This is a genomic window from Kiloniella spongiae (assembly GCF_001026905.1).
Classification (GTDB): Bacteria; Pseudomonadota; Alphaproteobacteria; order Kiloniellales; family Kiloniellaceae; genus Kiloniella; species Kiloniella spongiae.
On sequence record NZ_LAQL01000003.1, the window covers coordinates 260,525 to 286,066 of the forward strand.

Annotated in this window: 24 protein-coding genes and 1 pseudogene; 12 read left to right on the forward strand and 13 right to left on the reverse strand. The window is 44.6% G+C overall.

Features of this window, described 5'->3' with window-relative positions:
- Window positions 1-332 precede the first annotated feature (332 nt).
- Both WH96_RS05140 and WH96_RS21170 read left to right on the forward strand, forming a co-directional pair.
- Window positions 333-809: a MarR family winged helix-turn-helix transcriptional regulator gene (locus WH96_RS05140; RefSeq protein ID WP_047763041.1), complete on the forward strand. Its 477-nt coding sequence runs from the start codon at window positions 333-335 to the stop codon at window positions 807-809.
- Window positions 810-913: 104 nt separating this feature from the next.
- On the forward strand, window positions 914-1,519 hold the full coding sequence (locus tag WH96_RS21170) for a class I SAM-dependent methyltransferase (RefSeq protein WP_053005705.1): 606 nt from the start codon (window positions 914-916) through the stop codon (window positions 1,517-1,519).
- A 1,480-nt stretch (window positions 1,520-2,999) separates the two neighbouring features.
- Here the strand turns inward: WH96_RS21170 and WH96_RS05150 are convergent.
- Entirely contained in the window at window positions 3,000-3,428 is a 429-nt protein-coding gene (locus WH96_RS05150) for a PAS domain-containing protein (RefSeq protein WP_047763042.1), read from the reverse strand.
- Between the two features lie 255 nt (window positions 3,429-3,683).
- Here WH96_RS05150 and WH96_RS05155 point away from each other — a divergent pair, with 255 nt between their 5' ends.
- A complete protein-coding gene (locus WH96_RS05155; protein WP_047763313.1) occupies window positions 3,684-5,789 on the forward strand; it encodes a methyl-accepting chemotaxis protein in 2,106 nt (701 codons plus the stop codon).
- Window positions 5,790-5,809: 20 nt separating this feature from the next.
- Here WH96_RS05155 and WH96_RS05160 read toward each other — a convergent pair whose 3' ends face one another.
- Complete coding sequence (locus WH96_RS05160; RefSeq protein ID WP_047763043.1) at window positions 5,810-6,565, reverse strand: carcinine hydrolase/isopenicillin-N N-acyltransferase family protein; 756 nt, start codon at window positions 6,563-6,565, stop codon at window positions 5,810-5,812.
- A 230-nt stretch (window positions 6,566-6,795) separates the two neighbouring features.
- Here WH96_RS05160 and WH96_RS05165 point away from each other — a divergent pair, with 230 nt between their 5' ends.
- Both WH96_RS05165 and WH96_RS05170 read left to right on the forward strand, forming a co-directional pair.
- Complete coding sequence (locus tag WH96_RS05165; protein WP_053005707.1) at window positions 6,796-8,358, forward strand: PAS domain-containing hybrid sensor histidine kinase/response regulator; 1,563 nt, start codon at window positions 6,796-6,798, stop codon at window positions 8,356-8,358.
- A 59-nt stretch (window positions 8,359-8,417) separates the two neighbouring features.
- Complete coding sequence (locus WH96_RS05170) at window positions 8,418-8,804, forward strand: response regulator (protein WP_047763044.1); 387 nt, start codon at window positions 8,418-8,420, stop codon at window positions 8,802-8,804.
- On the opposite strand, the gene WH96_RS05175 is transcribed toward WH96_RS05170, so the two are convergent.
- The 3 genes from WH96_RS05175 to WH96_RS05185 form a co-directional block, all read right to left on the reverse strand.
- A complete protein-coding gene (locus WH96_RS05175; protein ID WP_204248129.1) occupies window positions 8,801-9,595 on the reverse strand; it encodes a sulfite exporter TauE/SafE family protein in 795 nt (264 codons plus the stop codon). The genes WH96_RS05170 and WH96_RS05175 overlap by 4 nt on opposite strands.
- Window positions 9,596-9,763: 168 nt before the next feature.
- Window positions 9,764-11,821 carry a methyl-accepting chemotaxis protein gene (locus tag WH96_RS05180; protein ID WP_047763046.1) on the reverse strand — a complete coding sequence of 686 codons (2,058 nt, stop codon included), beginning with the start codon at window positions 11,819-11,821 and terminating at the stop codon, window positions 9,764-9,766.
- 253 nt (window positions 11,822-12,074) lie between these two features.
- On the reverse strand, window positions 12,075-12,551 hold the full coding sequence (locus tag WH96_RS05185) for a hypothetical protein (RefSeq protein ID WP_047763047.1): 477 nt from the start codon (window positions 12,549-12,551) through the stop codon (window positions 12,075-12,077).
- A 188-nt stretch (window positions 12,552-12,739) separates the two neighbouring features.
- On the opposite strand from WH96_RS05185, the gene WH96_RS05190 reads away from it, so the two are divergent.
- Window positions 12,740-13,777 (forward strand): helix-turn-helix transcriptional regulator, encoded by a 1,038-nt coding sequence (locus WH96_RS05190; protein WP_047763048.1) that lies wholly within the window; start codon window positions 12,740-12,742, stop codon window positions 13,775-13,777.
- Here WH96_RS05190 and WH96_RS05195 read toward each other — a convergent pair.
- Together WH96_RS05195 and WH96_RS05200 are read right to left on the reverse strand one after the other, a co-directional pair.
- Complete coding sequence (locus tag WH96_RS05195) at window positions 13,768-14,436, reverse strand: hypothetical protein (protein WP_047763049.1); 669 nt, start codon at window positions 14,434-14,436, stop codon at window positions 13,768-13,770. The genes WH96_RS05190 and WH96_RS05195 overlap by 10 nt on opposite strands.
- 103 nt (window positions 14,437-14,539) lie before the next feature.
- Window positions 14,540-15,115: a helix-turn-helix domain-containing protein gene (locus tag WH96_RS05200; protein WP_047763050.1), complete on the reverse strand. Its 576-nt coding sequence runs from the start codon at window positions 15,113-15,115 to the stop codon at window positions 14,540-14,542.
- A 124-nt stretch (window positions 15,116-15,239) separates the two neighbouring features.
- Here WH96_RS05200 and WH96_RS05205 point away from each other — a divergent pair, with 124 nt between their 5' ends.
- Entirely contained in the window at window positions 15,240-16,451 is a 1,212-nt protein-coding gene (locus WH96_RS05205) for an MFS transporter (RefSeq protein ID WP_047763051.1), read from the forward strand.
- Window positions 16,452-16,558: 107 nt separating this feature from the next.
- Here the strand turns inward: WH96_RS05205 and WH96_RS05210 are convergent, their stop codons facing one another.
- From WH96_RS05210 to WH96_RS05220, 3 genes are all read right to left on the reverse strand, one after another.
- Window positions 16,559-17,539, reverse strand: a complete 981-nt coding sequence (locus tag WH96_RS05210) for a hypothetical protein (protein WP_162200121.1) — start codon at window positions 17,537-17,539, stop codon at window positions 16,559-16,561.
- A gap of 113 nt (window positions 17,540-17,652) precedes the next feature.
- On the reverse strand, window positions 17,653-18,129 hold the full coding sequence (locus WH96_RS05215) for a hypothetical protein (RefSeq protein ID WP_047763053.1): 477 nt from the start codon (window positions 18,127-18,129) through the stop codon (window positions 17,653-17,655).
- Window positions 18,130-18,203: 74 nt separating this feature from the next.
- Window positions 18,204-19,103, reverse strand: a complete 900-nt coding sequence (locus tag WH96_RS05220) for a LysR family transcriptional regulator (RefSeq protein ID WP_047763054.1) — start codon at window positions 19,101-19,103, stop codon at window positions 18,204-18,206.
- 115 nt (window positions 19,104-19,218) lie between these two features.
- Here WH96_RS05220 and WH96_RS05225 point away from each other — a divergent pair, with 115 nt between their 5' ends.
- The 5 genes from WH96_RS05225 (at window position 19,219) to WH96_RS05245 (ending at window position 23,386) form a co-directional block, all read left to right on the forward strand.
- Window positions 19,219-19,506 carry a DUF1330 domain-containing protein gene (locus WH96_RS05225; RefSeq protein ID WP_053005708.1) on the forward strand — a complete coding sequence of 96 codons (288 nt, stop codon included), beginning with the start codon at window positions 19,219-19,221 and terminating at the stop codon, window positions 19,504-19,506.
- Between the two features lie 166 nt (window positions 19,507-19,672).
- On the forward strand, window positions 19,673-20,176 hold the full coding sequence (locus WH96_RS05230) for a GNAT family N-acetyltransferase (RefSeq protein WP_053005709.1): 504 nt from the start codon (window positions 19,673-19,675) through the stop codon (window positions 20,174-20,176).
- A gap of 120 nt (window positions 20,177-20,296) precedes the next feature.
- Window positions 20,297-20,959 (forward strand): HAD family hydrolase, encoded by a 663-nt coding sequence (locus tag WH96_RS05235; protein WP_047763055.1) that lies wholly within the window; start codon window positions 20,297-20,299, stop codon window positions 20,957-20,959.
- Window positions 20,960-21,025: 66 nt separating this feature from the next.
- Window positions 21,026-21,889, forward strand: coding sequence for a hypothetical protein (locus WH96_RS05240; RefSeq protein ID WP_047763056.1), 864 nt, complete (start codon window positions 21,026-21,028; stop codon window positions 21,887-21,889).
- A 222-nt stretch (window positions 21,890-22,111) separates the two neighbouring features.
- Entirely contained in the window at window positions 22,112-23,386 is a 1,275-nt protein-coding gene (locus WH96_RS05245) for an MFS transporter (protein ID WP_047763057.1), read from the forward strand.
- Window positions 23,387-23,543: 157 nt separating this feature from the next.
- Here WH96_RS05245 and WH96_RS05250 read toward each other — a convergent pair whose 3' ends face one another.
- From WH96_RS05250 to WH96_RS22755, 3 genes and pseudogenes are all read right to left on the reverse strand, one after another.
- Window positions 23,544-24,407 carry a sugar phosphate isomerase/epimerase family protein gene (locus WH96_RS05250; protein WP_047763058.1) on the reverse strand — a complete coding sequence of 288 codons (864 nt, stop codon included), beginning with the start codon at window positions 24,405-24,407 and terminating at the stop codon, window positions 23,544-23,546.
- A gap of 15 nt (window positions 24,408-24,422) precedes the next feature.
- Window positions 24,423-24,863, reverse strand: coding sequence for an NAD-binding protein (locus tag WH96_RS22750; RefSeq protein ID WP_407060097.1), 441 nt, complete (start codon window positions 24,861-24,863; stop codon window positions 24,423-24,425).
- Window positions 24,846-25,322, reverse strand: a pseudogene (locus tag WH96_RS22755) (NAD(P)-dependent oxidoreductase); the annotation flags it as partial. The pseudogene WH96_RS22755 and the gene WH96_RS22750, both read right to left, overlap by 18 nt.
- Window positions 25,323-25,542 lie beyond the last annotated feature (220 nt).

The window sequence follows — 25,542 nt, forward strand, 5'->3', positions numbered from 1 at the left end:
CAAACTTTCAATATCAATATTTGAGAGCCGTTCACGAGTTAGTAGACGGTGCAGACTTATAGCCGCAATTATTGTGGTTTGAGGTCGATGATTACAGCCTGTTACAAATAAGTTTTTTGCAGCATTCAGTCAGAAAACAGATGATGCCGTAGTGGAACATGTGCGGCAGGAGATTGAAAAGAACACCAATCGAGATGGAACGTTTGCGCCAAAATTTAGCTATATCAGGCAATAGTTGTCCGGGCAGATAGTCTGGCGGTTTTCTGTAAACTTGACATTTAAATATGGTTTGGATATTTAGGTAGTTTGTGTAACTAACTATATGCTGCTTTATGTCCTTAACCCATTCGCTTGACCAATTCCATCGCTATTTAACCTGTTTGTGGACAGATATTTCTGAACGTCCTAATGCGCTTACCTGTAGTGAGTATGGGTATTTACGTGCAATTGAACGTCTGGATGGCGATAAACTGGCCAATGCAGGGGGGGGAGAGGAAAGCTGTGGTCATTCCGATGGGACCAGTGGAATGGGGCATCATTTACAAGACATTGTTGAGCTTTTGAAGATCAAGAAGGCGTCGGCAAGTGTTGCTATAACAAAGCTGGAAAAGCGTGGCCTTATTGAAAGATTTCAATGCCAGCATGATGCCCGGGCTCAACATATTGTCCTGACAGAAAAAGCGGAGGAGTATCTGCGCGAGGAAGAGGCCGTTTATGAAGCCTCTGCCAAGGATATCGCAAAGGTTCTCACTGCCGATGAGCTAAAGGCGTTCAAGGTTTGTCTGGCAAAAATCAACAGGGCGCTTTAATCGAAAACATAAGTAGGTAGTTTCTGAAAGTGACGAAAACTCCGCTTTAGAGATTTAAAAATCTAATAGTTAGTTAGTCTAACGTATTTGTAAGGGGAAGTAGAATGGATGAAATAAAAGAGCAGAACAATCAGGGTGATAATGGTCCGGATAAATGGTGTGACGAAGTGGCGCTTCGTTATGTCGAAAAATACGGAGAGCATCCCATTAATCGTCTGACGGCCGAACAGGCACAACTTGAGAAGAGTGATTATGTTCTGGATATTGGGTGCGGTAGTGGCTCTGCCTTGAGGGCCGCAGGTGAAATTGTTACGACCGGAGAGCTTATAGGCGTTGATCCTTCACCGGTTATGGTGCGTGTCTCGCAGGAAGAGAGCCTGTGTCACCCGGCGTTCCCCCGGATGCGGTTTTTATTGGGTGGGGCCGAAGCTATTCCATTGTCTTGTGACCAGGTGACAGTTGCCTGGGCGATTAATACCTTTCATCATTGGGAGGATATTCCGTTGGGCTTGAGTGAGGTACAGCGCGTACTGAAATCTGGTGGACGTTTCATTGTTGTTGAAGAGGTTTTTGAAGACCGTATTGGCATGACACCAGAAAGTGTTTTACACCATTTGAAGGAAGCTGGATTTGAATGTCTTGATCATTATAAAACTGTTGCTGACGGCGCTAAAATGGATGTTCTGACCTTTAGGAATTTAAAAATTTAACGTCTATTTTTGTTTCAAGGAGGCGGGGTTCATATGCTTATTACAATCCCGCCAACGATGTTGCATTGAATTGAGTTTCTTTTTTCGACAACCGACGCATTATCTGTATTTAAAAAACAAAAGATTAGAAGGGGGAGGGGACGTGAATCTGTAGAGTTTTTTTTGGATAAAGCCACAAGTGGCAAACAGTATTGGAGTAACAACACGTTGCATACAATAGTCTGCAAAAATATTATTATCGCGAATAGTTGCCGAGTTAATAAATACAAATCGGATAATTTATTGATATATATGTAATTTTAGTACGCATACGATAGCCTGCTTTTTGTCTCCATTTATCTTAGTGGAAAAATGTGAGATCTTGGCGTTAGACAATTTTGATAATCATTCTTAAATAGAATCGAAGTATTGTACGTAAAAGTACCGTAAAATAGTGTTTTAATAGATTTTTTTGAAAATAACTATTTTTATTCTTAGGGGGTGAAAACTTCAAATTTAGCTAAATAATTACTGTATGCCTTTGATTCTTAAGTTGTATATACTTGACTTTTCTACTGGGTATTTAGTTAAATTGTATTCGTTTAATTAAGACTGTTCACGGAATTTTGATTGCGTTAATGTCTCTTTAACTAATTCAACGTAATTTTCCTACATTCGCTCCCTACGTAGTCAGGGGTGGCTCCATAGATAAAGGTTTGTATGACATCGCAATGATGTTGATTAAAGCGCAAGCCGGATCAGATTTGTGAACTAGTATAGTGTGTTTAAGCACAACCTGATCATCATTAGTATGGAGTGGGGTGCGTGTAGAAGCTGGACCTGGTCGTCTAGAGCTTTTTTGAACGAATTGATGTGTAGGGTGGTTGCGTCATGGGTGGTCTTGTGTGTTTGGCCGGAACCTTTCGTTCAAAGCGTGTGGTAGCTCGTTTGTGTGGTATTCGACAACTTGTGTTCTTGTCTGGTTTCAAACTGTCAAAGGCACTTCCTTTTGGGGGGGATCTAGCCAACGTGAAAGCCATATAGAACAGGACGTAAGATCCTGATCAAGATGACTAACCCGCAGTTTTATTTAACTGTGATGTAGGTAGATCAGAACGCTATGCGATAGGTTAAGTGTGGGGATCGCGTTTTGATTTACAGCGTAGTGGTATGCGTCGCTTATGCGGGTGTCGGGGTAAGGAAAGATCGTTAAGGTGACACAGGTAGCAGTCACGGCTTGAGGAACGTTAAAGAATATCCGGGGGGATAAAAGCGTTCTGCCTTTGATTATTTTTATGGGGGTATTTTTGTCGGGTTTTGTGGCTCTCTTTTATTTGCTTGAAAGACAACCACAAAGCCCAACAAATAAAAATAACCAACAATAAAAGATAGACCCAAAAATAAGCCCAAAAATAAGCCAGTCGATTATGAGCTAAGCTGTTTCTGTTTAAAAGCTTTGCTCACTTGGGTGACCTACCCTATCGCTTGTTTCATCTCTCGCTTAATTCATGTTAACTTCGACAACACTCCAAAGAAACTTCACGTCTTCGGGGGTTTCTTTTGTTGCGAAGGGAAATACGCCGATATGAATGTCTCCAACCCTTGTGTCTTCCCCTATATAATCGAGGGTTGTATATTGCGGGCAATAGCCTTCGACGGAGGTATGGAAAAGGTCATAAATTTTGCTGGGATGGCGTTGGCTATCTATTTCGCTGATTTTCTTGCCCGATTGGCCAGCGCGGGATATGTCCTGAATGGCTGAACCAATAATGCGATAACGAAAATCAGTTCCACCATCAAGCACGTCAATCAAACAGGAATTGCCAAGTAATCTTGGAATATTAATCGGATCCAAATCTTCCTTGGCAGGCAAGTGATCATCGGCACGTAGTTGATTCCAATGATCTCTGGCTTGATCAATTAAATACATATGATTTCACAACATCGGTGTAACAGTAATATTTGAGTGCAGATGGCTGCTCTCCTGATAAATAAATACTCTAATATAATAAACCTTAGGGATAGTAATTTGTAGTATTAGAGTAACAAATTAAGAATACCTTGAAATGTTATGTTTTTAACAATTTTAAAGTGCATTTTTAAAGACAAATTAATACTTTGTGACGGAAAATTGATAGCGAATATTTTGCATTTTCTTATTGCCAATCACTCACAAGGTCACATCATGCCAAAGATTTTCAGTAAATCTTTTAACCTCACGGGTAAGATTTTAACTTCGGTTGTTATTACTCTCGCCATCGGATTAACCGCCACGACAGCTTTTGTCGTGAAGGAAAGTCAGGATGCGATCCTGGATGTGGCTGAAAAGCATGGCCAGGAGCTTGCCGGAAATATTGGTAGTCAGGTGAAGGCTGATATTGATGTGGCGATGACAGCATCGCGCACCATGGCTGAAACATTTCTGGCTTATCATCGGGCTGGCATTAAGGACCGTAACGTTTATCGGGAAGCGTTGAAAGGTATCACGCTTAACAATCCCGATTTTGCAGCGGTTTGGAGTGGATGGGAGCCAAATGCCTTGGATGGTAAGGATGCTGATTTTGCAAACACACCAGAAAGTAATGCAAGTGGTCGCTTTATTGATCTCTGGTTTCTAAAGAATGCCACCGACCTTGGTGTTCGCGGGCTTAACATCGATAAAGGGGAAACGGCTGACTGGTATGACGGCCCTAGAAAAGCCATGGCAGAGGTGATTACGGAACCCTATTCTATGGAGCTGGCGAAAGATGAAGGGACCGAGGAGTTCCTGGCAACGTCTGTTGTCGTTCCCCTGATACAGGATAGTAAGTTTATTGGCACCGTTGGTATTGATTTTAATCTAAAGGAAGTACAGGACAAAATCTCTGAAATTCGACCCTACGAAGAGGGTATCGTCACACTCATTACAAACAACGGTGTTTGGGCAGCATATCCAGATGGAGAACAAATCGGAAAACCGATTGAAGAAAGTTCACCACAATTACAGGATTACAAGGATTTCATTGCAAAAGGCCAGAACGCAAGCTGGATTAATTATTCAAATGAACTGGGTAAAGAAGCACTTTACGTTCTGGTTCCTTTGACTGTCGGGCATTCAAAAACACCTTGGTCAATTGCTGCTATCATGCCATTGGACAAGGTTCAGGATGGTGCTACCAGCGTTCGTAATAACATGATTATCGCAGCGGTGGTTTTGACACTGCTTATGGCGTTGATCATTGCTGTTTTGATTACGGTATTAATGAGCAAACCGCTCAAAAACATTACCGGTGTTATTGAAGTGCTATCTCGGGATGAGACTGATGTCGAAATTAAGGATCAACAGCGGAGCGATGAAATCGGCGTTCTGGCAAAGGCACTGGAACATTTCCGTAACAAGCTTATTCAGGTTCGCGACTTGCAATCAGAACAGGTGGAAAAAGACCGTAAAGCAGAACAGGAACGTCGAGATACGCTTCTAGGGATTGCAAACCAGTTTGAAGAGCAAGTTCAGGGCGTGGTCGGTAATGTATCCAGTTCGTCTGATCATCTTTTGACGTCGGCAGAGAGTATGTCCGCGGTGACAGATAATGTGTCAAAGCAGACAACAGTTGTCTCGACGGCTACCGAAGAAGCATCGGCAAATGTGGCAACAGTTGCTAGTGCTACAGAAGAGTTGTCGGCGTCTATTGGTGAAATCAATGCGCAGATTACACGTGCTGTTTCTGTGTCACAGGAAGCTGTGCAAGAGGCTGATCGGGCAAATGCCAAGGTGCAGGGGCTATCCAATGCAGCCTTGAAGATTGGTGATGTGATCAAGTTAATCAGTGATATTGCGGAACAGACTAATTTGCTCGCCTTGAATGCAACTATTGAAGCCGCCCGTGCTGGTGATGCCGGCAAGGGCTTTGCTGTGGTTGCTTCTGAAGTTAAATCATTGGCCAATCAAACGGCCAAGGCAACAGAAGAAATTACAAGTCAGATTTCGGGTATTCAAGATGAAACAGATGCATCTGTTGAAGCCATCGGCGGTATTGGAAACACAATTTCGCAAATCAGTGAAATCTCGACTGTGATTGCCTCGGCCATGGAAGAACAGGGAGCTGCGACACAGGAAATTTCGCGAAATGTTCAAGAAGCTGCGGCGGGTACCAGTGAAGTCACAAGAAGCATTACCGAGGTGAACAGCAATATAGAAGAGGCGGGTAATGTTGCCCAATCTGTCCTGACGGCAGCGCAAACATTACAGGATGATGCGGCGGTTCTAACGCGTCAGGTTGATGAGTTTATGAACCAGATCCGGGCTTCTTGATGATCATGGCGAACAGTAGCTTAGTTAAAGAGTTGCTGTTCGTTATAGTGTGACACCTGACAGGGAAAACCGTTAAGGTGATGCAGGGTTGTCTTACCAGTTTTGTAATGCAGTAGATAAGAGCATACTGTTTGGCTATAGGTGTGGTTGCATATACCAGTAGGTGTGCCGTTGCTCAATTCTTTGTCATGTGAAGCAAGCATCTTTTTCAGATCAATAATGTTGTTTGCATCTTCAAGATGGTTTTTTGCCCACTCAAATCTGCCGTAACTATTGCTATCATTATTTTCCAAACCATTGTGTACACCGTGAAGATACTGATGGTTTGTCCGATGAACTTTTGAAGTTGCACGTTCAATTTTTAACGTTTTTCCCCGTACTTCAAGAGCGACAGTTCCAGAAGCGTCAACCAGCACAATATTTCCCCACCAGCTTTCATTTTGTTCTGCATATCTTTGCACCGCAGGGATCGCTGTTTCTATATCTTTTCCTTGCTCGAGGGCAATTTGGACTAGGATATCGTAATTATTAGCTTGGTTCGTGGTGATATTTACATGGGCGTCAGCGGCGAATAATCCATATTTGTTTGCGCCAATAGAAAGGCCTGAATAGACATCGTCGGTTGCTGGATCTTCTGCAAAAGTTTCCAGTCCTTCTGCACCCCAAATGTCTCGATTTGATATTATCTGATCTTCATAGAAAGAGCGGGTAAAATCTTTGTTCTTAAAGAGGATATATTCGTCTTGGGAAATATGGATGCCACCTATCGTACACATATGCCAGATCCTGCGCGTTATTGTTCTTAGTATTGTAAAGGGCAAATAGTATCTTCTGTAAAGGGGGACGGAGGAATAGTGTTTGCTGTTTTGAACAGATGATCTTTGTGAGTTTTGAAGAGGTTTTCGTCTATACGGGTAGTGCTCCTATGGTAATACATCCTTAAGTAATCCCGAGTAACGTGGTAGGAGGTAAAAGTTACTCGCACCCCCACAATGAGAAGTTCTCAATGAAGAGTATTGATCTGTCAGCTGCCCAAAGTGGTTCTCCGCTATTTCAATCTATATGGCAAACGGTTGTTGATGGAATGATTGTGATTGACCATTTGGGAATGATCCAGATGGTGAACCCTGCGACACTGAAAATATTTGGTTATGAAGAAGAGGAACTTGTTGGTGAGAACGTAAAAATTCTGATGCCTAAACGCTATAGTTCTGAACACGATCAATATTTATCAAATTTTATGGCGGGCGGCCCTAATAAAATTATCGGGATTGGTCGCATTGTCGAAGGCAAGACCAAACGAGGACGTGAAATTTCTATGTATCTTGCTGTCAGCGAGTTAGAGGTCGGAGATCAGGTTTGTTTCGTTGGTATTTTGAGGGATTTGACCGAGAAGGTTCGTGCTGAGAATGAAATAATAAAAGCGAAGGAAGAAGCAGAAAAAGCCAATCTGGCGAAATCTCACTTCCTGTCTTCTATGAGCCATGAACTACGAACACCGATGAACACAATTCTGGGGTTTGCGCAGCTGATACAAGTTACAGATGAGAAGGATATGAAATATGAGCTCTATCAAGAAGCCACGCAACATATCTTGAAAAGTGGAGACCACCTTCTAAACCTGATCGATGATGTTCTTGATTTATCTAAAATAGAAGCTGGAATTATCGCGGTTTCGCTGGAAGATATTGATGTTCGCGAAATTATTGATGAGTGTATTGATTTAACAAAATTTTTAGCAACATCTAACAACATTAAAGTGATCTTTCGTCCGGAAGACAGAGGTAAAACCTTCATTCATGCAGATAGGGTGCGGGTTCGACAGGGCCTGATAAATTTGATCACCAATGGGATTAAATATAACCGTGAAGGCGGTACCGTCACGATTTCCTATCGAAAATTGAAAAGCAAATTTGTTCGCATTGATATTGCAGATACTGGTTATGGAATTCCGCCTAAAATGCAAGACCAGTTGTTTATTCCCTTTGATCGGCTTGGGCTTGAGAATTCGGTGATTGAGGGCAGTGGTGTCGGATTGGCAATTACCCAGAAAATTATTCGTATGATGAAAGGGGATATTGGATTTTCCAGTGAACCGGACGGTAGCCAGTTCTGGATAGACTTACCCATTGGGAATACTGATAATAAGTTGAAAGTCACCCATAAAGATCTAAAACCGTCAATTGATGGCAATATCAGACGATCAAACGGACGCATTCTTTATGTCGAGGATAACCCGTCAAATGTTGCGTTGTTAAAGCAGATCGTCAATAAGGTTTATCCGGGAATTTCGATGGATAGTTGCCCGTCGGCAGAACTGGGGGTCGACTATATCCAAAAACACCGTTGTGACATGGTTTTTATGGATATAAATTTACCAGGTATGAGCGGTATAGATGCAATGAAATGTCTTGAAAAATTACATCAGGAATTGCCGCCCATTATTGCTATTACGGCTGATGTTTCCATGTTAACGGTTAATAAAATCAAGAAGCAAAAATTCAGCGATATGATTGCAAAACCAATCAATTTACTGGAAACAGTCGAAGTACTGGAAAGATATTTATAGTCCTGCATAAAAGTTGCAGATTGATTTCGTGTGGTGTCTTTATAGTCAATGGAGGTTCCATGAAGCTTTTATATGTTGAAGACCAACCCATGAACACGCGTGTTCTTCGCCTTTTTGTTGAACGACTTTGGGGCGAGGTGCTGTTTTCGGTAGAAACGGCAGAAGACAGCTTTGACCTTATTCTGGAAGAAGATTTTGATCTTGTTTATATGGACATTAATTTACCAAATATGAACGGGTTAGAAGCAATTAGATATATCAAGAATACCCTGAAAAAAAACGATTTACCTATTATTGTTGTTAGCGCAGACACGAACGAAAAGATTATTGCGGATGCGTATGACAGCGGTTGCCGTGCCTATATCAAAAAGCCAGTTAACATTGTCGATTTTAAAAATATAACAGAGCGTGTTTTAAACACTGATGAAATAATCGGCGTTGTCTAAAGATGTATAGATAAAGTGTGCCAAAGGAACTCGTGATTGAAGAAAGTTCTGCAAAGAATAAAACTCCCGAGAATGAGTAAGGCAATAAAGAAGAGTTGGCGAAAAACATTTTCAGATAATTGATGTCTGATTTTCTGACCCAAGATCATTCCTATGGTTGCTGGTAAAAGTGCCAGAAAAGATAATATGCCAAGCTCTGTACGCAGCAGATTATTTCCCTCATGATTTATATCGCCTAAAGTCATACTGCCCAAAGTTATAGCAAGGGCAAATGTTGACAGGCTAAACAGCATGCCCATTGCTTGCACCAACATATCACGCGATAGACCAATCCCTTGCAGATACATGACTCCCGGAACAACAAAAGAGCCTGTCATTCCGGTTAGAATGCCATTCATAGCGCCGATTAGCGGCCCAAACCAGATCTGTTGTTTTCCTGACAAAGAAGTGCGAAATCCACAAAGACTTATTAAACCATAAAGGATCAATAAAATTCCCAGCAATGATGTAAGTATATAGTTTTCCACATAGATTATCGCTAAGCCACCAAGCCCGACGAACATCGAAGCAAAAAGTAAGAAAGGCCAAAGACGTTTGAGTAATTCAATGAATTTTCCCCCGATGAATGCTTGCCAAATATTGGTGGCAAGGGAGGGGGCGAGTAGCAGCACCATGGCACTGGGCAAATCTAGAAAGACCGTTAGAAGTCCGAGACTAATCGTGGGAAGTCCAAGACCAATAACGCCCTTTATCAGGCCAGCCAGAAAAAAGATGGCAAAAACCAAAGACATATTTGAAAGATCATGCATGGATGAAACCTATCAAATATTATTGCGTATGTAAGTAAGGAGTAGAAATTATAACGGGAATTATACGGAGAAACTTTAATAAGACGAAGCCAGCCGGAATGGATTACTGGCTGGCTTCGTTATAGAGACGTGCTTGGCAATGTTTATGTGTCATGCTTCCCTGACACGATTGAGGAAATCAGAAACTTCCTGTTCCATTTCCTGAGCCTGATCATTCATGTTTGTTGCTAGTCCCTGTACTTCCGTTGCTGATTGACCGGTTTCACTGGACGAAGCGCTGACCAGTGAAATACTGCTCGTCACTTCTTCTGTCCCCACCGCGGCCTGTTGAGCATTTCGGGCTATCTCTGTAGTCGCAGCACCTTGTTCTTCTACTGCGGCTGCAATGGCTGATGATACTTCGGACATGTTTGTGATCAATTCTGATACCGAGATGTTTGATTGGACTGCTTCTTCTGTGGTTTGCTGAATGCTTGTAATTTTACTGGAAATTTCCTCTGTTGCCTTGGCTGTCTGGTTGGCGAGGTTTTTCACTTCACTGGCGACAACCGCAAAGCCTTTTCCTGCTTCACCTGCCCGAGCAGCCTCAATTGTTGCGTTCAAAGCCAACAGGTTGGTTTGTTCGGCAATGTCTTGAATAAGGTTGATGACAGCACCGATATCTTCTGCCGATTGTGTCAAACCTTTTAGGGTTTCTGATGACTTAACCGATGCATCAACGGCTTTTTGTGCCGAGACCGATCCATTTGTTACCTGACTAGATATTTCGGAAATAGAACTGGAAAGCTCCTCGGCTGCACTCGCCATTGTCTGGACGTTGCTAGAAGCTTGCTCAGCAGCGGCGGAAACTGATGCGGATTGCTCGCTGGTTCTCTGTGCCGTTCCTGCCATAGCGGTCGCAGACTCTCCCAGTGTGGACGACATTGCCGAGAAATTTCCTAACAGGCTGCTGACTTTGGCTTCAAAGCTGTGTATGAGATGATCAACAAGGGCGATACGGTCTGCATTTGCTTGTTGTTGGACTTTATCCTGTTCCTGAAGTCGCGCAGCTGTTTGTGCATGCTCTTTAAAGACAACCACGGCTCGGGACATGTCGCCAATTTCGCCTGAAAGATCTGCGCCTTCAATCTCAACCTGATGGTCACCATCTGCAAGCGTGGTCATGGTGGCTGTTAAGCCAACAATTGGTTTAACAATACTACGAACAATTTGGATCACGATATAGGCGGTAATCAGGGCCATGATTACCAGCACTGAAAGCAGTGTGATGAAAGCTTTCTCATCAGATGATCTTAGTTCTGATGCCTGAACTTTCAGATCGTTTGAAAAATTATCTTCTACTTTTTTCAAAAGATCTATTTTCTTGGTTATGCTTTCAAACCAATAGTCACCTTCAATACCTTGAGTATCATTATTGGTAATACTATCAATTGCAATCTTTCGAAGGCGCTGAACTTCAGCAACAGAAGGATCTTTGATCACTGAATCATAAAAATCCAGCTGCTCCTGTGTAGCAAATTGGCTTGCAGTGCTGAAAAATGCCTGTTGAGCAGAGATAAGTTGAACAAAACGGCGATAAACAGTTGGATTGAATTTGCCCGCAGAAAAACCGGTTGCACCCATTGCGCGTTCTATCCCTGCGCGTTCTTTCGACTGTAAAAATGCTGTGTAGGCGGTAATCGTCCGGGTTATTTCAGCATCATCCCCCAGCACAGCCATAAGTTCAATAATGGAAAGAAGGTCTTGAATTGTTGAAGAATAGTATTTAGCCAGTTTCGGTACTGTGGTTGACTGGTTTGATATGCTTTTTCGTATGTCGCCAAGCTTTTTTAAGGATGTACGGGCCTTGTTGACACGTTCTTCCAGCGAAGTGCCATAAGATTCCAAATCAAATTTTTCCAGACTGGTATAAAAAATATTTTGTTTTTGATCTGCTGCCTTTCGAATATCTTTAATTTCAGAACTGAATTTCTTCCCCTTGCTCGCGGTAAAGCCAGCGGATGCACCGCGTTCTTTTTGCATCTCATGGACCAGTGCTGAGATCTCTGGTGCCAGATAAGACAGGTTTTCTATGGTTTGGGTGCTTTTCAAGTGTTGAAAGGAACTGGTGAGAAACAGGCCCGATAAAACCAGAAATCCAAGAACGGGTAATGAGAGGCTGAGTAACACCCTTGTAGAAATTTTGCGATTATAGAGAAAGCTTTTCATTGCATTATCCTAAGAGAAGATACTGATCTTTTAATTATGTTAAATCTTTAAAATAATTACTTAAGATATTGTTTTTTAAAGATCTTTATCTTTATGTGATTTTGGTGGGTGCGTTGCCCATACAGTTAACTAAATGTTTGTGTGATTTTGTGCATTGACTTATATCAATTTGCTCAGGTCTCTGGGTAAACCTATTACAGGACACAGAGGAGATCCCTGTACCAGGATTTACGCTTTTTTGAAAAATTAAAGATCATTCCTGTTTGGTAAAATCCATGGTCCAGTTGCTTTCCCAGGTTATACCTCCATCAGATGAAAAGGCCTGTTCCCAGCGCGGCGTGGCCGTAGCGATACGGGTCCATTGAAAGCGAACCTTGATGGGGGTGTTATTCAGGATATCATCAGCGTAGAAGGTTCCCTTGCCCCCTTCAAACCAACCCTTTACCGGAACATCCAAACTGTGTGGAGTGCGATTGTCCAGCCACCAGATTGCCCAATTGTCACTCTCTGGATCATAGGTGCGCAGGGAAATCGCCCGGTAAGCACCATCCGGCAGATTGAGAATATTGTCATCCATATTGCCTTGTCCGCCCAAAATGGGCTGCGCGTGCATCTGCCCGGAAAATTCCTGCCAGTCTTCGCAACTGCAAAGGCGTTCCTTTAATCGTCTGTGGTGTACGTTCCATTTCCCGTGAAGAAAATCGAAGGCTGTGGACTGTGGCTGTGTCATGTTTTATTCCTCATATTGTGTAACCAGATTCAGGCATCATGCCTGTCAGGTTTTCAGGATTGGTCTTGGCGTATTCAGTTGAAAAGCATCTATGCCCAATGCCTCTATGCCCAATACCTCTATGCTTGAGGAAGATAATTTGTTATACCTGTCAAATAATGTCAGGTATTATTAGCAGGCAAAAATAAATGCGTGCGTCTCGACTTCTTTCCATTCTGATGCGATTGCAAAAGGGACAGGTCACGGCGGAAGAGCTGTCGAAAGATCTGGAAGTTTCTGTCCGTACAATCTATCGCGATATGGATCACCTGAGCTTCGCAGGGGTTCCGGTTTACGCTGACCGGGGCCGCGCAGGGGGCTTTCAGCTTTTGGACGGATGGCAGATGCCGGTAACAGGCCTCACCACGATAGAGGCAGAGGCCTTGTTGCTTTCCGGTATGCCAGATCAGGTCCGGCAACTGGGGTTGCAGAGCGCAATGCTAAGTGGGCAAGAGAAAATTCTGGACACATTGTCAGCGCCCCAAAAAGATTTTATCGGGAAGATTTCTGGCTGTGTTCATGTGGATCCTGTTTCATGGTTCGGGGCGGAAGAGCCAGCCGAAGATCTTCGAGAACTGGCAGATGCGGTTTGGAACCAGCGTAAAATTTCATGTGTGTACGAAAGCTGGCGCGGAGAAGTCCAGCGAGAGCTATGTCCCCTGGGGTTGGTCGTGAAAGGCGGGAAATGGTATCTGGTTGCCCTTGCGATTAAGGCCTGTAGCGAACAGGGTAACCAAGGCAAAGACAATGTGGATGATGTCAGGGATGATGCCGGGGACAATGCCGGGAACAATGAACGTATTTATCGGGTCGGAAAATTTCAGAAAGTATCTGTTTTGGGCGAAGGCTTTCACCGCCCAAAGAATTTTGATCTGGTGGCTGTATGGCGCAAGGCAGTTCGTCGATACGAGGCAAATATTTATCAGGATAGGGCGACCTTGCGTATAAACGAAGAAGGTCTTCGCCAATTACCGCGCTTGGGCGAGCCAGTTGTCCGGGCTGTCATGGAAAACAAACCGGAACCTGATCCCGACGGTTTTGTGACAATTACGATCCCGATTGAAACCCTTCAGAATGCCTGTGCCGATATCCTGCAGTTAGGATCAAACTGTCAGGTTTTGGCACCACAGGAACTTGTGGATGAAATGAAAGACACAGTGCGGAAAATGGCGAATTTTTACGCGTGATTTTCCCCGGCGTTATATGTTTTCTTTGGATGAAAATGTGATTGGGGCAGAATATTCACAGGCGTATTAACCGGGGGTGATACTTCGCCAAGGACAGCGACATGTCCTTGTTGAATGTCCTGATTGCGGATCAATCCCCGACCTTTGACTACAGCGGCCCGCAAATCAGGGTTCTGTTCTGTGAAAGAACCGCCGGCTTCGAGGGAAGAGCTTTCAAAGGTGATACTTCCAAGGATTTGAGCGCCATTGCCCAGACTTGATTTCCCGAGGATGGTCACGCCGCCAAGATATCTGCCGTGGTCACCGATACGAATAGCGCTGTCAGGCGTGTTTGCCTTGACTGTTACCCCACCTTCCGGGCCAAACTGGTTGTTCGACCCAATGGTGATGGTCCCACCACTGGCTTCTATATAACTTTGGGCATAAACGGTGTTTTCATTGCCGATCACGACTGCTTCAGGGCTGTTCGCGCGAATAACGATGTTGGGATAGAAAGTGTTGCCTCTTCCTATTTTGGCGTGCACTGAAATCAAGGTTGAAAAGGGATCAAGGATCGTGTTGCCATTCCCTGTGAGTTCCATGGTTTCAGCCAGAGTACGGAAACCATTCTCTCTGCGTTGAGCATCAATGTTGGCGATCAAATTGTCGCTAGTGAGCATGTATAAGTTCCTGAAGAAATGTTTGTTATCATATTGATGCGTAATTATTTTTATAAATATTGTTTGGTTTGGCAAGCTTGCTTGTCTTAATAATGTGCCCCTATTAATAGTGCGGCGGGGTCATTACCCAGACGATGACGGTTTTGATGTTGCCGGGGTTTCTGTATCTATGTGGCTTTGATGAATCAAAGTGAAAGGCATCTCCGGGGTTTAACAGGATCACTTGTTCTTCAATGGTTAGTTCCAACTGACCCTCGGTGACATAACCGGCTTCTTCTCCGGGATGGGAATAAAGCTCGTCACCGGAACTGGCTCCGGGATTAAAGGTTGTCAAAATAAGCTCCAGTTTACCCGAAAGGGAAGGGCTGAGCAGTTCATCCCGCAGGCCGGACTCAAAACGGAGTGATCGCCGTTTGTCCGCACGCACAACCAGGTCAGCTTCCGGATTACTTGCTTCTTCCGGATCAGGGAAAAACCAGTTGATGCCAACGCCCAAGGCTTTTCCTATGGCGTTCAAGGCGGTGATAGATGGATCGGCATCCTGCCGTTCCAACTGGCTGAGATAGCCAACAGATAATGCCGTCTCTGTCGCAAGTTCCTTGAGCGTCAAGCCCTTGGCTTTGCGGAGTTCGCGCATGCGTTTGCCGATAATGGGCTGGGTCTGGCGTGTTGTTTTCATTTCTTTATGCTTGACTCATCATAATTTTGATACATAAATTATGATGAAATTATACGCTGATTACGATCCGGGTTAAAGCATTTTCCCCTTAATCGTTTGGTATATCTTGTCATAAGGTCTTATGATGCCATTCAAAAATAACTTTTTTCGATCTTATGGTTTTTGGCACTGGGGAGAAGGTTTTCAAACCGTTCTCTTTACCTGGTACATGACTTTTCATGCGGATCTGACGGCGACTGAAATTGGCTTTTTTCAGGGACTGGTGTTATCTCCATTTTTGATCTTTACCATAGCTGGCGGTGCCCTGACTGACAAAGTCGGCGCATCGATTAGCTATGTGATCTCTACCTGTTTGTTTGGCGTGATACTCATCGCTTACGGAATACTCGATCATAGCTACGGGTATGTTTTTGAACTGTTCTTTGCCTATTGCCTGCTGGCTGGCATTGTCAGTGCGGTTTCCAACCCCGCGATTGATACCTTTATTCCCGAGGCTTCATCTCTGCCTGTGCAGGAAAACAGCCTGTTGGCCGCAACGGCGCATAATCTGGCGAAATTGACGGGGACAGTCACGGGACTGTTGTTACCCTTTCTGATCGCGGTTGGCGGTTTTATCGCCAATGGCATCCTGATGCTGATCAGCGTTTTATTCCTGCTGTTGCATTTAAAGCAGAAAAAGAAAGCACAAAAGGGATCGCAGCAAAACCGATCTGAGCAAAAGGGGAAGGTTTCCCGTTTTGTCTTTCACAGGATTTTCTCTCATTATCGCAAATGTCCGGAGAATTTTGATATCCTTCTGTCCAGCGGGCTTCAGGGATTATTAATCGTCCCGACAGGATACATCCTCTGGCCTCTGATCATGCGCGAACAATTTCCCGAGTATGGTGATTATATTGCCGTTGCAAATATTTGCGGGTGGATCGGTGCCATTACAGCAACGACCATTGCCAAACGCTATTCCTACCGCATAATCAAGCCCGGCCTTGTATCGTTAATGACGTGGGGAGGTTATGCTTGTGGCGTCTTCCTGTTGCTCTTTGTCGATAGCTTTACAGCGCTGTGCCTGTTGGTGATGGTCTTTGGCAGTACCAATGTGGGCAAGGCGCTGGTCTATGGGAAATACATGCATAACAGCCCAAACGATGAACGGGGTGTTTTGATTGCCGTTGACCAGACCGCCTTTTGGGGACTGGCCACCTTTGGCACCTTCGGCCTTGGGGTGTTGGTCGATACAATCGGCCTCAATAGCACCATCATCCTGACGGCATCCTCTATACTTCTTGGCGTGATCGGCTTGATCTGCCGGGGGAATTTGTTGTTGATGAAACCGACTTAGAGTTGTGGGAGAGGGATCTGTGCGTCCTTTTTAGAAAATACGCGCAAAGTCTTTTTTTTAGCCTTTTCGGGTGATTCTGACGGGATCGAAAAGGAGGGCAGAGGAAATTATTTACACATCTCGTGATCGTTTTGGGACGCGGTAGCGAGCAAAAACTGTCCACCTTTTTCATCATAGTTGATGTAAGCTACTTTTATATATTGCCCCGACGCTGTAGCATTTTTGCTAATATAATGCTTGTTTTTCTCAGAGTTTTTACAGGTTTTCGGCGTTTCATAAGTTGAACTGATCTCTTTTGTATTTGTCCATTTTTCAAATTGGTCAGCAAATGTATTTTCATTGATGTAAGTTGGTATGCTGTCAAAGGGGTTTTGGAATACACAAGAGCGATATGGCAAATCCTTATAGTGCGTTTCATGAATATCCAGTGGCATCGGGAAGTGGGGGCTTGACCATTTTGATTTGAGAGTGTCGTTGCCGTATTTTCCCAAGGGGATCTCGGTCATGCCGTTGGTGTCGGGATGTCCTGTCTTTTCCAAGGCTCCGATACATCGTTCAAACATGACATATTTGATGGCTTCGATGGCGTATCGACGGGTTGCGTTGGATGGCAGCGGAATGTTGATGGCAAAGCTGTCTGTCAGGAGTTCCCGGTTTTCTTCCTTTTCTGACGCCCAATATCGCTGAATGTTGATATGTAAGGCCTTACCCAGAGTAGTTTTTGTTGATTGGGGGAGGAAATCGCCCTCTATATCAACAATTTTCAACGAGCCATTCTCGTGCTGCTTTACTTTAATAACGAGAGTTTCTTCCTGCTCAAATCGCTCTGAAATAGGGTATTCTTCCAGTGTTAGATTGGTGATCCATATGATACTTGACCAAGGTTTACCCTGTGGTCGTGCATATTCCCTATTCCATAGTAAATTTTCTGTTGGCGTAACGGTTACTGGTCGCCACTTTTCAGCGCCATCAGGTATGGGAAAGGCCGGAGTGTCAGCTGCAATAGTTATTGTCGAAAATAAAAAACTGATAACAAAGCTGGTAGCTGATAATTTAGATATCAGAGTGTTTTTAGCTAGGAATTTCAACAAAAATCGCGACCTTTATTGCAGCGTAAAATAAAATATTACTACTTATGCCTGTTTTAATCCAAGCTGTGTGTATGAATTTCCTCATCATAAAATATGTATCTTATGAATTACTACAGCATTTCTCCGAGGTAAGGGAAGGCGCACCAGGATAGGAGGATAAAGAGGGTTAGATTTGCGGTTAGGGTCAAGCGGCGTGATTTCTTGATATGGCCAGCAAGGCCCATTGTCAGGGCTAAAAGAAATCCGACACCATTTTCTAGGGCAATGAACAGTGCGTAATCATAGCTCTGATATTTTACGGCAAGATCCCATGAGTTCAGAAAATACAACAAATTCAGGAATGCAAATGCCAAAATCAGGAAAATAACCACCTTGGAGAAGTGTCTTGAATTGGAAAATATCTTTAAAGCCAGCATGTAGAGCAGGGGTGTTATAAAGGGGAATAGGTACTTTCCGCCTAGAACAGCAACAAGAAAAAGGGGCATTGGATAAGGGGTTAGGATATTTGGTATTCCAAATAATCTCATCGCTAGAGAGACGAGAAACAAAAGCCCTGCGCCGCCGAAAAGCCAACCTTTTTCTGACATCTTGATTGTTCCACTTGATGGTTCTTGTTAAATAATCAACTTAAAGTGGTGTTGTGAAAAATCAAGCCGGATTATCACTCACTCTCAATAATACCTCTCCGTTCCTTAATCCTCTGAACGAAGAAATCAACAAAGGTGCGGATGCGGGGGACGCGACGCAGGTCTTTGTGCATCAGCAGCCAGATGTCGCGCTGGCTGACGGTTTGGCCGGGGGTGAGGCGAACGAGGTTGGGATCTTGCTCGCCGATAAAGCAGGGCAGGATGGTGGCCCCGATGCCAAGCCGCACAGCATCGAGCAAGTTGGCGACGGAATCACTGCGCAGGCGACACATGTGATCGGGAATTTCGGGGGCCAGTCTGGGCCATGTGGGCGTCGCTGTGCCGTCATCCCAGTTTAGCCACACTATCTTGTCGTGATCGCCCTTTAAACTGTCGAGATAATCGCGAGAGGCATAGGACGCAAAGGTGGCGGTTGCCAGCTTGCGGCCAAAGAGATCTTCGTTAGGGGTGTTGGTGGCGTAGAGCGCCAAATCTCCGGGTAGTGGATTGTGATGTGAATTATTTGAGGACAGATGTTTTTCATCAATATCCTGCGTGCGAATGCGCAAGTTGATGTCGGGATATTTGTGCAGGAATTCAGATGTCACTGACATCAGCAGATGGTTTGAGAGAATATTGGTTGTGACGATATGAATTGTCCCGCCTTGTTCCTCGTTTAATCCGGCGATGTTCTGGTTGATATCTTCAACCTCTTTTTCCAGTCTTGCAGCCCCTTCAAAAATCCTCTGCCCAGATGGGCTTAGCGTGTTGCGTTTGGCATTGCCAATAAAGAGGTTCAGGCCCAATCTTTCCTCAAAAGACTGAAGTTTGCGCGACACAGTACTTTGATCTAGCCCGAGTTGTATCGCCCCGGCTGTGATTGATCCACAGCGGGCAACGGCAAGAAATATACGAAGATCATCCCAATTTTCCATCTATGCAATATAGCATGGTTTTTATGCAGATCTATCTATTTACGGTTTTTGTGCATGTGTGTGAGGATTAAATTATCAATTCAATTTACCCATCTATTTAATAAGGAACCACGCTATGTCTGCATATTTTGTTGCTCATTTTGTTGTTAAAGACCAAGCTAAACTGGCAACCTACGCACAAGCTGCTGCGCCAATTATGGCTTCGTTCGGCGGTGAACTTCTTTTCAAGGGTGTTCCTATCAAAGTTTTCACAGGCACAGATCCCCTGCCGGGTACGGCCGTTTTTCGCTTCCCAGATCAAGATAAGCTGAATGCCTTTTACCAATCCCCAGAATATCAGGCCCTGACCGCCGCCCGTGAAGCTGGTGCAAATATGGTGCTGTCTGCCTTTGATGCAGCGTAGAGCAGCATAAGAAACAGGTACATAGAAGAAAACCAGTTGGAGGCATTCAACTGGTTTTCTTTGTTGGAGTTTCTATTTGAATAGGGGTAGAATATGTATGCTGAAGCCGTCGCATAATTTATTTTAAATTCGTCATTTAAGACATCATCTCGTAACAGGTTCGTTAATGTTAATCCGCCTTGCCAGAGAAACAGACTATGCCTCTGTCGTTGAGCTTTATGCCGAGTTTGGTGGGGTTGTTCCCGGAATTTCAGGGGAAGAGGGATTGGCTCAATGGCGGACTTTGCTGGCGCATCCCGGTACATCGGTTATTGTTGCTGTGGATGAGAGCAAAAAAGCGACAGTCGCAGAACAGGAAAGCGATCAAACCTGTGCCCCCATCTGTTCGATTGTAACGTTGCATGTTCTGCCCAACATGACCTATCTCGGGCGGCCTTATGCCTTGATTGAAAATGTCATTACATCACAGCGATATCGCGGACAGGGGCTGGGCAGACAGGTTATGGAACGGGCTATTGATATGGCATGGCAAGCTGGTGCCTATAAAATCATGCTCTTGACGGGCAAGGGACGCAAAGACGGTGGCGCCAAAGGCTTTTACGAAAGTCTTGGTTTTTCTGACGAAGATAAATATGGAATGACTTTACGAAAGCTTCCCGCAAGAAAATAGTGTATTGGGTAATACATCAAATAATGTTCTGGTTTCAGAATACATCTTTTCTCTTCTCGGTTGGTTGATCCTGTCCAACTGAATTTTTTGCTTTTATTTTTCAAAGTCGGAGTTCGCTTTATGCCCTTTAAAGCCCATGAGTTACAGGCCGTTGTTTTTGATATGGACGGGCTTTTGATTGATTCCGAGGCGATCTATTTACGGTCTTCCGTTGAGGCGGCGAAGGAATTGGGGTTCGAGCTCAGCGAAGATCTCTATAAGTCCGTGGTTGGCCTGACGATGCAGGCAGGGGAAGATGTTATTCGCAGAGGGATGGGGACCGATTTTCCCTTTGATGAATTCAATCGTAAAATGCATGAGTTACTAGAAATCGAATTTGCCCGTCACGTGCCGTTGAAAACAGGTGTAGAGGAACTTCTGGCACACTTGGCTGAGCGGGATTTGCCTATTGCTGTGGCAACCTCAACAAGCAGACGGCGGGCAGAAAGCCATCTGACCCATGCCGGGGTGATGCCCTATTTTTCCACTGTCGTGACGTCCGGTGATGTATCTCGTGGCAAGCCTGATCCAGAGCCTTATTTGCTGGTAACAAGGCGTCTGGGTGTATTGCCCCAAAACTGTCTTGCATTGGAAGATTCACATAACGGCGTAAGGTCAGCACATGGGGCGGGCTTGCAAACCATCATGGTGCCCGACATGTTGGCCCCAACCGACGAAATCTCTGAACTCTGTATCGCGGTGATGAAAAACCTGCATAAAGTACGGGAACAGTTTCTGGCTTAGCGCTTGTCTTTTGTGGTGTGCTGATATTATAAATATCAACCTTTGGAAGAGAAGAGAGCATTCACAATGACAGCAATTCCTTCGACTATTCCCGCAAAGCTTCCTGTTTTTGATACACTTTTAGAAGCTTTTAGTCTTTGGGGGCGTAATTTTCTATATTTTGCGCCAATAGCAGCTGTCTTTGTGACGGTGATTACCTTTTTTCCAATAGATGAAGTTCCGGATCTTATTACCGGGATTACAAACAGCGAAACGCGTCTTCTCTACCTTGGCCACATGGCTTTGGTCGTGTTGCTTACCTATGCGCTCTATTGGCTGGTGTCTTGGCGCTGTTTTCAGTGCCTACGCAATCCTGACAAGAAAGAGGCTGGCGCGTGGTTTCCGAAAGAGTTTTTGCGTTTTAATTCGGCTCTTCTGATACTTGTGATTATTACCGAGATCGTTTACCCGACTGTTGAAGTGTATATTTATGATGTCTGGGTGGATGTTTTTTTAAAGGTTGATAGTTCCGGTGCGATTTTGAGCGAATATCCCGTTGTCTTGGATATCGCGATACAGGCACCATACCACATATTCTGTATTTTGTTCTTCATCCTAATACCACTAACGGTGATAGAGAAAACAAGTTTTATTGGGGCTTTAAAACGCACGCTAGAACTCAGTAAAAGTAATTATATTGCTATCCTTGGCCTGTTTCTTCTCAACTTTGTTGTCGCAGCGATCTTTGGTGCTGTCATTTGGGCTTTTTTCGCTTTTTTGGCTGAATTTCCTGACCTCTTTAATTTGCTGGCCGTCAAGTCGAAGTTTTTTGTTCAAATTTTTGTTCCTTTTGTTCAATGGAGCCTGCTACTGGTGTTTACTGTTGCTCTATGGACAGCGACCTATGCGCGACTTTTGGTGATGAAAGAAGTTGATCTGACACAGGATTAATATTTCCTAGTCAAAAAATAACCTCAATATTTGTGATTTGTTCAATTGCTGAAGTAAACGCTGCAGTACGCTATTAATGGTGCGTTGGCGTTCCCTGTATAACATCAAAAACGGCGTGAATAAGACAGGTTCACCTTAAAAATCATCATTCTTGTCGGTGATAAGAGAGACACCATTCAAAAAGCATGCTCTTTTAAAACCAACAGGTTATGAGGTGATTAGATGTTTCAGCGTCGAATTCCCGAATGGCTTCGTCATGCCCCGACGCCGGGGGCAAAGGGCTTTGCTGTTCTGTCCGGTATCGAATCAATCTCCCGCGGTATTTTGATTTCTGTTTTCCCCCTTGTGATGTATCGGGCATTTCAGGATACGCTGGTTGTTTCCGAAATATATTTCTTTGTCGGGATTATATCGCTTGCTTGTGGCTTACTGGTGCCGTGGCTGACACGCTTTATTCCCCGTCGTTGGATGTATTCATTGGGGGCTGTGCTTTTTATTGTCAGCTCTTCCCTTGCGATAGAAGGTTCGCCCATTGCGATTGCACTGGCTCTTTTTTCCTACACCGTTGCGGTGGTCATCCTCTTTGTTTGTTTTAATGCTTATGTGCTGGATTATGTTGCAAAGATTGAACTGAAGCGTTCCGAAACCCTGCGTTTATTTTATAGCGCCTTGGCTTGGTCCGCGGGACCAGCAGGTGGTGTCTGGTTGTTACAGTGGTGGACGCCTGCGCCATTTCTAGTTTCTGCCCTAGGCGCAACTGTTCTGCTTGTTGTCTTTTGGTGGATGCGCCTAGGAGACGGCAAACTCATTACCAAAGCCCGTGCCCCGACGCCAAATCCGGTGGCTTTTATTCAACGCTTTTTTGTGCAACCAAGACTGATTGCCGGATGGTTATTTGCGGTTATAAAGTCCTGTAGCTGGTGGGTTTATATCGTTTATCTGCCAATTTACGCGGTAGAGGCCGGACTGGATGAAAGCATTGGCGGGATTGCTTTGTCTGTTTCCAACAGCTTGTTGTTCCTGACCCCTTTTATGCTGATGTGGATTGAAAGAAACTCTGTTCGCCATGCTATACGTGCGGGCTTTTTGATTGGGGGCGGTGTTTTTATTGCGGCGACCTTTAGTGCATCCATGCCTTGGGTAACGGTTGGGTTTCTTTTATTTGGAACACTGTTTCTAATTCTGTTGGATATCTGTGCCGGATTGCCTTTTCTGATGGCGGTCAGGCCATCGGAACGTACTGAAATGTCTGCGGTTTATTCTACCTTTCGGGATATATCCGGTATTATCAGTCCGGGTGTGGCGTGGCTGGTCTTGCTTGTTGCACCTATCTCGGCGCTCTTTGCTACCGCGGGGTTTGGTATGTTTGCGGCCTGGGTTGTGGCTGGAAAGCTCCATCCCAGACTGGGTGTACGAAAACAGCCTGCCGTTGTTGAGCAAAATGATATTGCTGTGGAAAACCGGATCGTTGCCGAAGGCCAAATTGTTACCGAATGATAGGCCTTTTAATTTGCAATTTTATCGTATGAAAAAAGAACCCCGCCAAACGTTTATCAGTTTAGCGGGGTTAAATAAGTGCCAGAGCTTTAAACACTACCACTAATAATGATTAAAGAAGCAGGGTGGCACTTAGGGAGTAATCAGTGAGGCACACCTAAGAGAAGAGCTGTTTAAATTGTCCGATACATTGGCGGAAGCCCTCTTCAAAATCGTTATTGCCCGGGTGATAAACGCTTTCGAATGAAATGACTCCATCGTAGTTGTCGCGACAAAGCGCATCAGCGATAGGCTGGAAAAGACGTGCCAATTGACCTTCACCCATTCTGCGAACTTCCAGTGTTGCGCGGGGGGTATCAACCTGAACATCTTTAATATGAATATGTCCAAGATATCCGTCTTTTACTTCATTGTATCCTTCGGGGAATGCGTTTTCATGACACCAACAGTTATTTGCAGGATCCCACAGTACCTGTAATGCATCCTTGGCATTTAGATCATCTATCAGTTTACGCGCGGTATAATTGGAATTCACCATCGTGCCGTTGCCGGTTTCCACGACCAGTTTCAGGCCTTCGGATCTGATTAAGTCAACAGCGGGTGATATCAGAGGCAGCATCGCATCCCAGGCACCTTTTGCGACATTCCATTTTTCGGCACCGTTGTGGCCCCAAAGAATTTGTTCTTTTTTGGATGACATGATGCGTACCAAAGGGGATCCTACGATATGTGCCATCTCTATTACGCGTTTCAAAGCATCCATATGTTTTGTGTGTAGCTCGTCGCCTTGCTTGTTCGCACCGGTCATGCCAGCAAAGACATGACGACTCAGACACGAAACAGGCTTTCCCCGATCACGTAACAGCTTATCAATTTCTGCGATTTCCTGTTTGCTATGATCACCGACTTCAGTGTCGCCAACAAACTGTAGCTCGGCATATTCAAGATCAAATTCGTCCATAACATCAACGGTGTGAGCCAGATCGCGGCTTATGCCGTCACAGATAACGCCTAGTTTCATATTCGGTACTCCTGATTAACGATGCAACTCTGCACCAATGATATCTTCGATGACACGTGTGCAGACCCAGTTATCCCCGTCCGGATACTTACTTTTGCCAGCGTGAAAGATTTGCATGGCGGTGGAGGCCATGTGTAATGGCACGCCAATTTCTTCTGCCATGGCGAGGGTGATGGTTAAGTCCTTATGCATTGTGCCAATGCCGGACCCCGTGCCTTCAAATCGTCGGTCGATAATGTTTTCAAGGGCGGTATTTGCAACACCGCATCCTGCGCCTGATGTTGAAAACACATTGAATAAAACATCGCCTTTTACCCCGGCTTTGGCGGCAAGTGCAGCAGCTTCAAAAGTTGCCCCAAAAATTGACCCGATTAAGGATTGCAAACAGGATTTTACAACCTGCCCGTCACCAGCATTCTCGCCGACACGATGAATGGTTTTGGATACTGCCTGCATGACAGAGGCATATTGATCCAGAACAGTATTTGTTCCGGCTGCCATCATTGTCAGAGTACCGCTTTGTGCGCCGGGAAAACCGCCTGATACCGGACTATCAATAAGATGGATACCGGCCCCTTCCATTGCGGCAGCGATTTCACGTGCTTCAGATGGTTTAATGGTTGCTGTCAGGATGATAACACTGCCACTGGACATATGATTGACCAAGCCGTCGTCCCCCAGAATGACGGATTTGGCTTGATCACCATTCATCACCATGACATAGACGGCGGTTGCATTTTGCCCGACTTCAGCCACTGTTTTAGCTGGCGAACCACCCATGGCTTCAAATGTAACCATGCGATCTTTTGACAGATCCAGACCTGTTGTCTTGAAACCATTATTAATCAGGTTCTTGGCCAGGCCACTCCCCATATCTCCTAATCCGATGACACCTGCGTTGTGCATATTTACCTCCTGTTTATGTACTGATTGTGATCAGGCGGGCTAATCGCCTGTTGGGCTGGGGTTTCAACGCCGTGTGCGTCGGGCAGTCCAGAAGACACCCCAATGCCCCTAAGATCCAATAACCTGTTTGTTGAACCAGAAGGATCAGGGTCGTTAATTAATAAAGTATGGTTACGCTTGATAAGAATGATCGCCAATGTATGGCGCGCTCATGAAAATTAAGCGTTAT

Bases quoted from the DNA above. Each gene is read 5' to 3' on its own strand.
- WH96_RS05140 (WP_047763041.1), top strand. From the start codon at position 333: ATGTCCTTAACCCATTCGCTTGACCAATTCCATCGCTATTTAACCTGT.
- WH96_RS21170 (WP_053005705.1), top strand. From the start codon at position 914: ATGGATGAAATAAAAGAGCAGAACAATCAGGGTGATAATGGTCCGGAT.
- WH96_RS05150 (WP_047763042.1), bottom strand. From the start codon at position 3,428: ATGTATTTAATTGATCAAGCCAGAGATCATTGGAATCAACTACGTGCC.
- WH96_RS05155 (WP_047763313.1), top strand. From the start codon at position 3,684: ATGCCAAAGATTTTCAGTAAATCTTTTAACCTCACGGGTAAGATTTTA.
- WH96_RS05160 (WP_047763043.1), bottom strand. From the start codon at position 6,565: ATGTGTACGATAGGTGGCATCCATATTTCCCAAGACGAATATATCCTC.
- WH96_RS05165 (WP_053005707.1), top strand. From the start codon at position 6,796: ATGAAGAGTATTGATCTGTCAGCTGCCCAAAGTGGTTCTCCGCTATTT.
- WH96_RS05170 (WP_047763044.1), top strand. From the start codon at position 8,418: ATGAAGCTTTTATATGTTGAAGACCAACCCATGAACACGCGTGTTCTT.
- WH96_RS05175 (WP_204248129.1), bottom strand. From the start codon at position 9,595: ATGTCTTTGGTTTTTGCCATCTTTTTTCTGGCTGGCCTGATAAAGGGC.
- WH96_RS05180 (WP_047763046.1), bottom strand. From the start codon at position 11,821: ATGAAAAGCTTTCTCTATAATCGCAAAATTTCTACAAGGGTGTTACTC.
- WH96_RS05185 (WP_047763047.1), bottom strand. From the start codon at position 12,551: ATGACACAGCCACAGTCCACAGCCTTCGATTTTCTTCACGGGAAATGG.
- WH96_RS05190 (WP_047763048.1), top strand. From the start codon at position 12,740: ATGCGTGCGTCTCGACTTCTTTCCATTCTGATGCGATTGCAAAAGGGA.
- WH96_RS05195 (WP_047763049.1), bottom strand. From the start codon at position 14,436: ATGCTCACTAGCGACAATTTGATCGCCAACATTGATGCTCAACGCAGA.
- WH96_RS05200 (WP_047763050.1), bottom strand. From the start codon at position 15,115: ATGAAAACAACACGCCAGACCCAGCCCATTATCGGCAAACGCATGCGC.
- WH96_RS05205 (WP_047763051.1), top strand. From the start codon at position 15,240: ATGCCATTCAAAAATAACTTTTTTCGATCTTATGGTTTTTGGCACTGG.
- WH96_RS05215 (WP_047763053.1), bottom strand. From the start codon at position 18,129: ATGTCAGAAAAAGGTTGGCTTTTCGGCGGCGCAGGGCTTTTGTTTCTC.
- WH96_RS05220 (WP_047763054.1), bottom strand. From the start codon at position 19,103: ATGGAAAATTGGGATGATCTTCGTATATTTCTTGCCGTTGCCCGCTGT.
- WH96_RS05225 (WP_053005708.1), top strand. From the start codon at position 19,219: ATGTCTGCATATTTTGTTGCTCATTTTGTTGTTAAAGACCAAGCTAAA.
- WH96_RS05230 (WP_053005709.1), top strand. From the start codon at position 19,673: ATGTTAATCCGCCTTGCCAGAGAAACAGACTATGCCTCTGTCGTTGAG.
- WH96_RS05235 (WP_047763055.1), top strand. From the start codon at position 20,297: ATGCCCTTTAAAGCCCATGAGTTACAGGCCGTTGTTTTTGATATGGAC.
- WH96_RS05240 (WP_047763056.1), top strand. From the start codon at position 21,026: ATGACAGCAATTCCTTCGACTATTCCCGCAAAGCTTCCTGTTTTTGAT.
- WH96_RS05245 (WP_047763057.1), top strand. From the start codon at position 22,112: ATGTTTCAGCGTCGAATTCCCGAATGGCTTCGTCATGCCCCGACGCCG.
- WH96_RS05250 (WP_047763058.1), bottom strand. From the start codon at position 24,407: ATGAAACTAGGCGTTATCTGTGACGGCATAAGCCGCGATCTGGCTCAC.
- WH96_RS22750 (WP_407060097.1), bottom strand. From the start codon at position 24,863: ATGCAGGCAGTATCCAAAACCATTCATCGTGTCGGCGAGAATGCTGGT.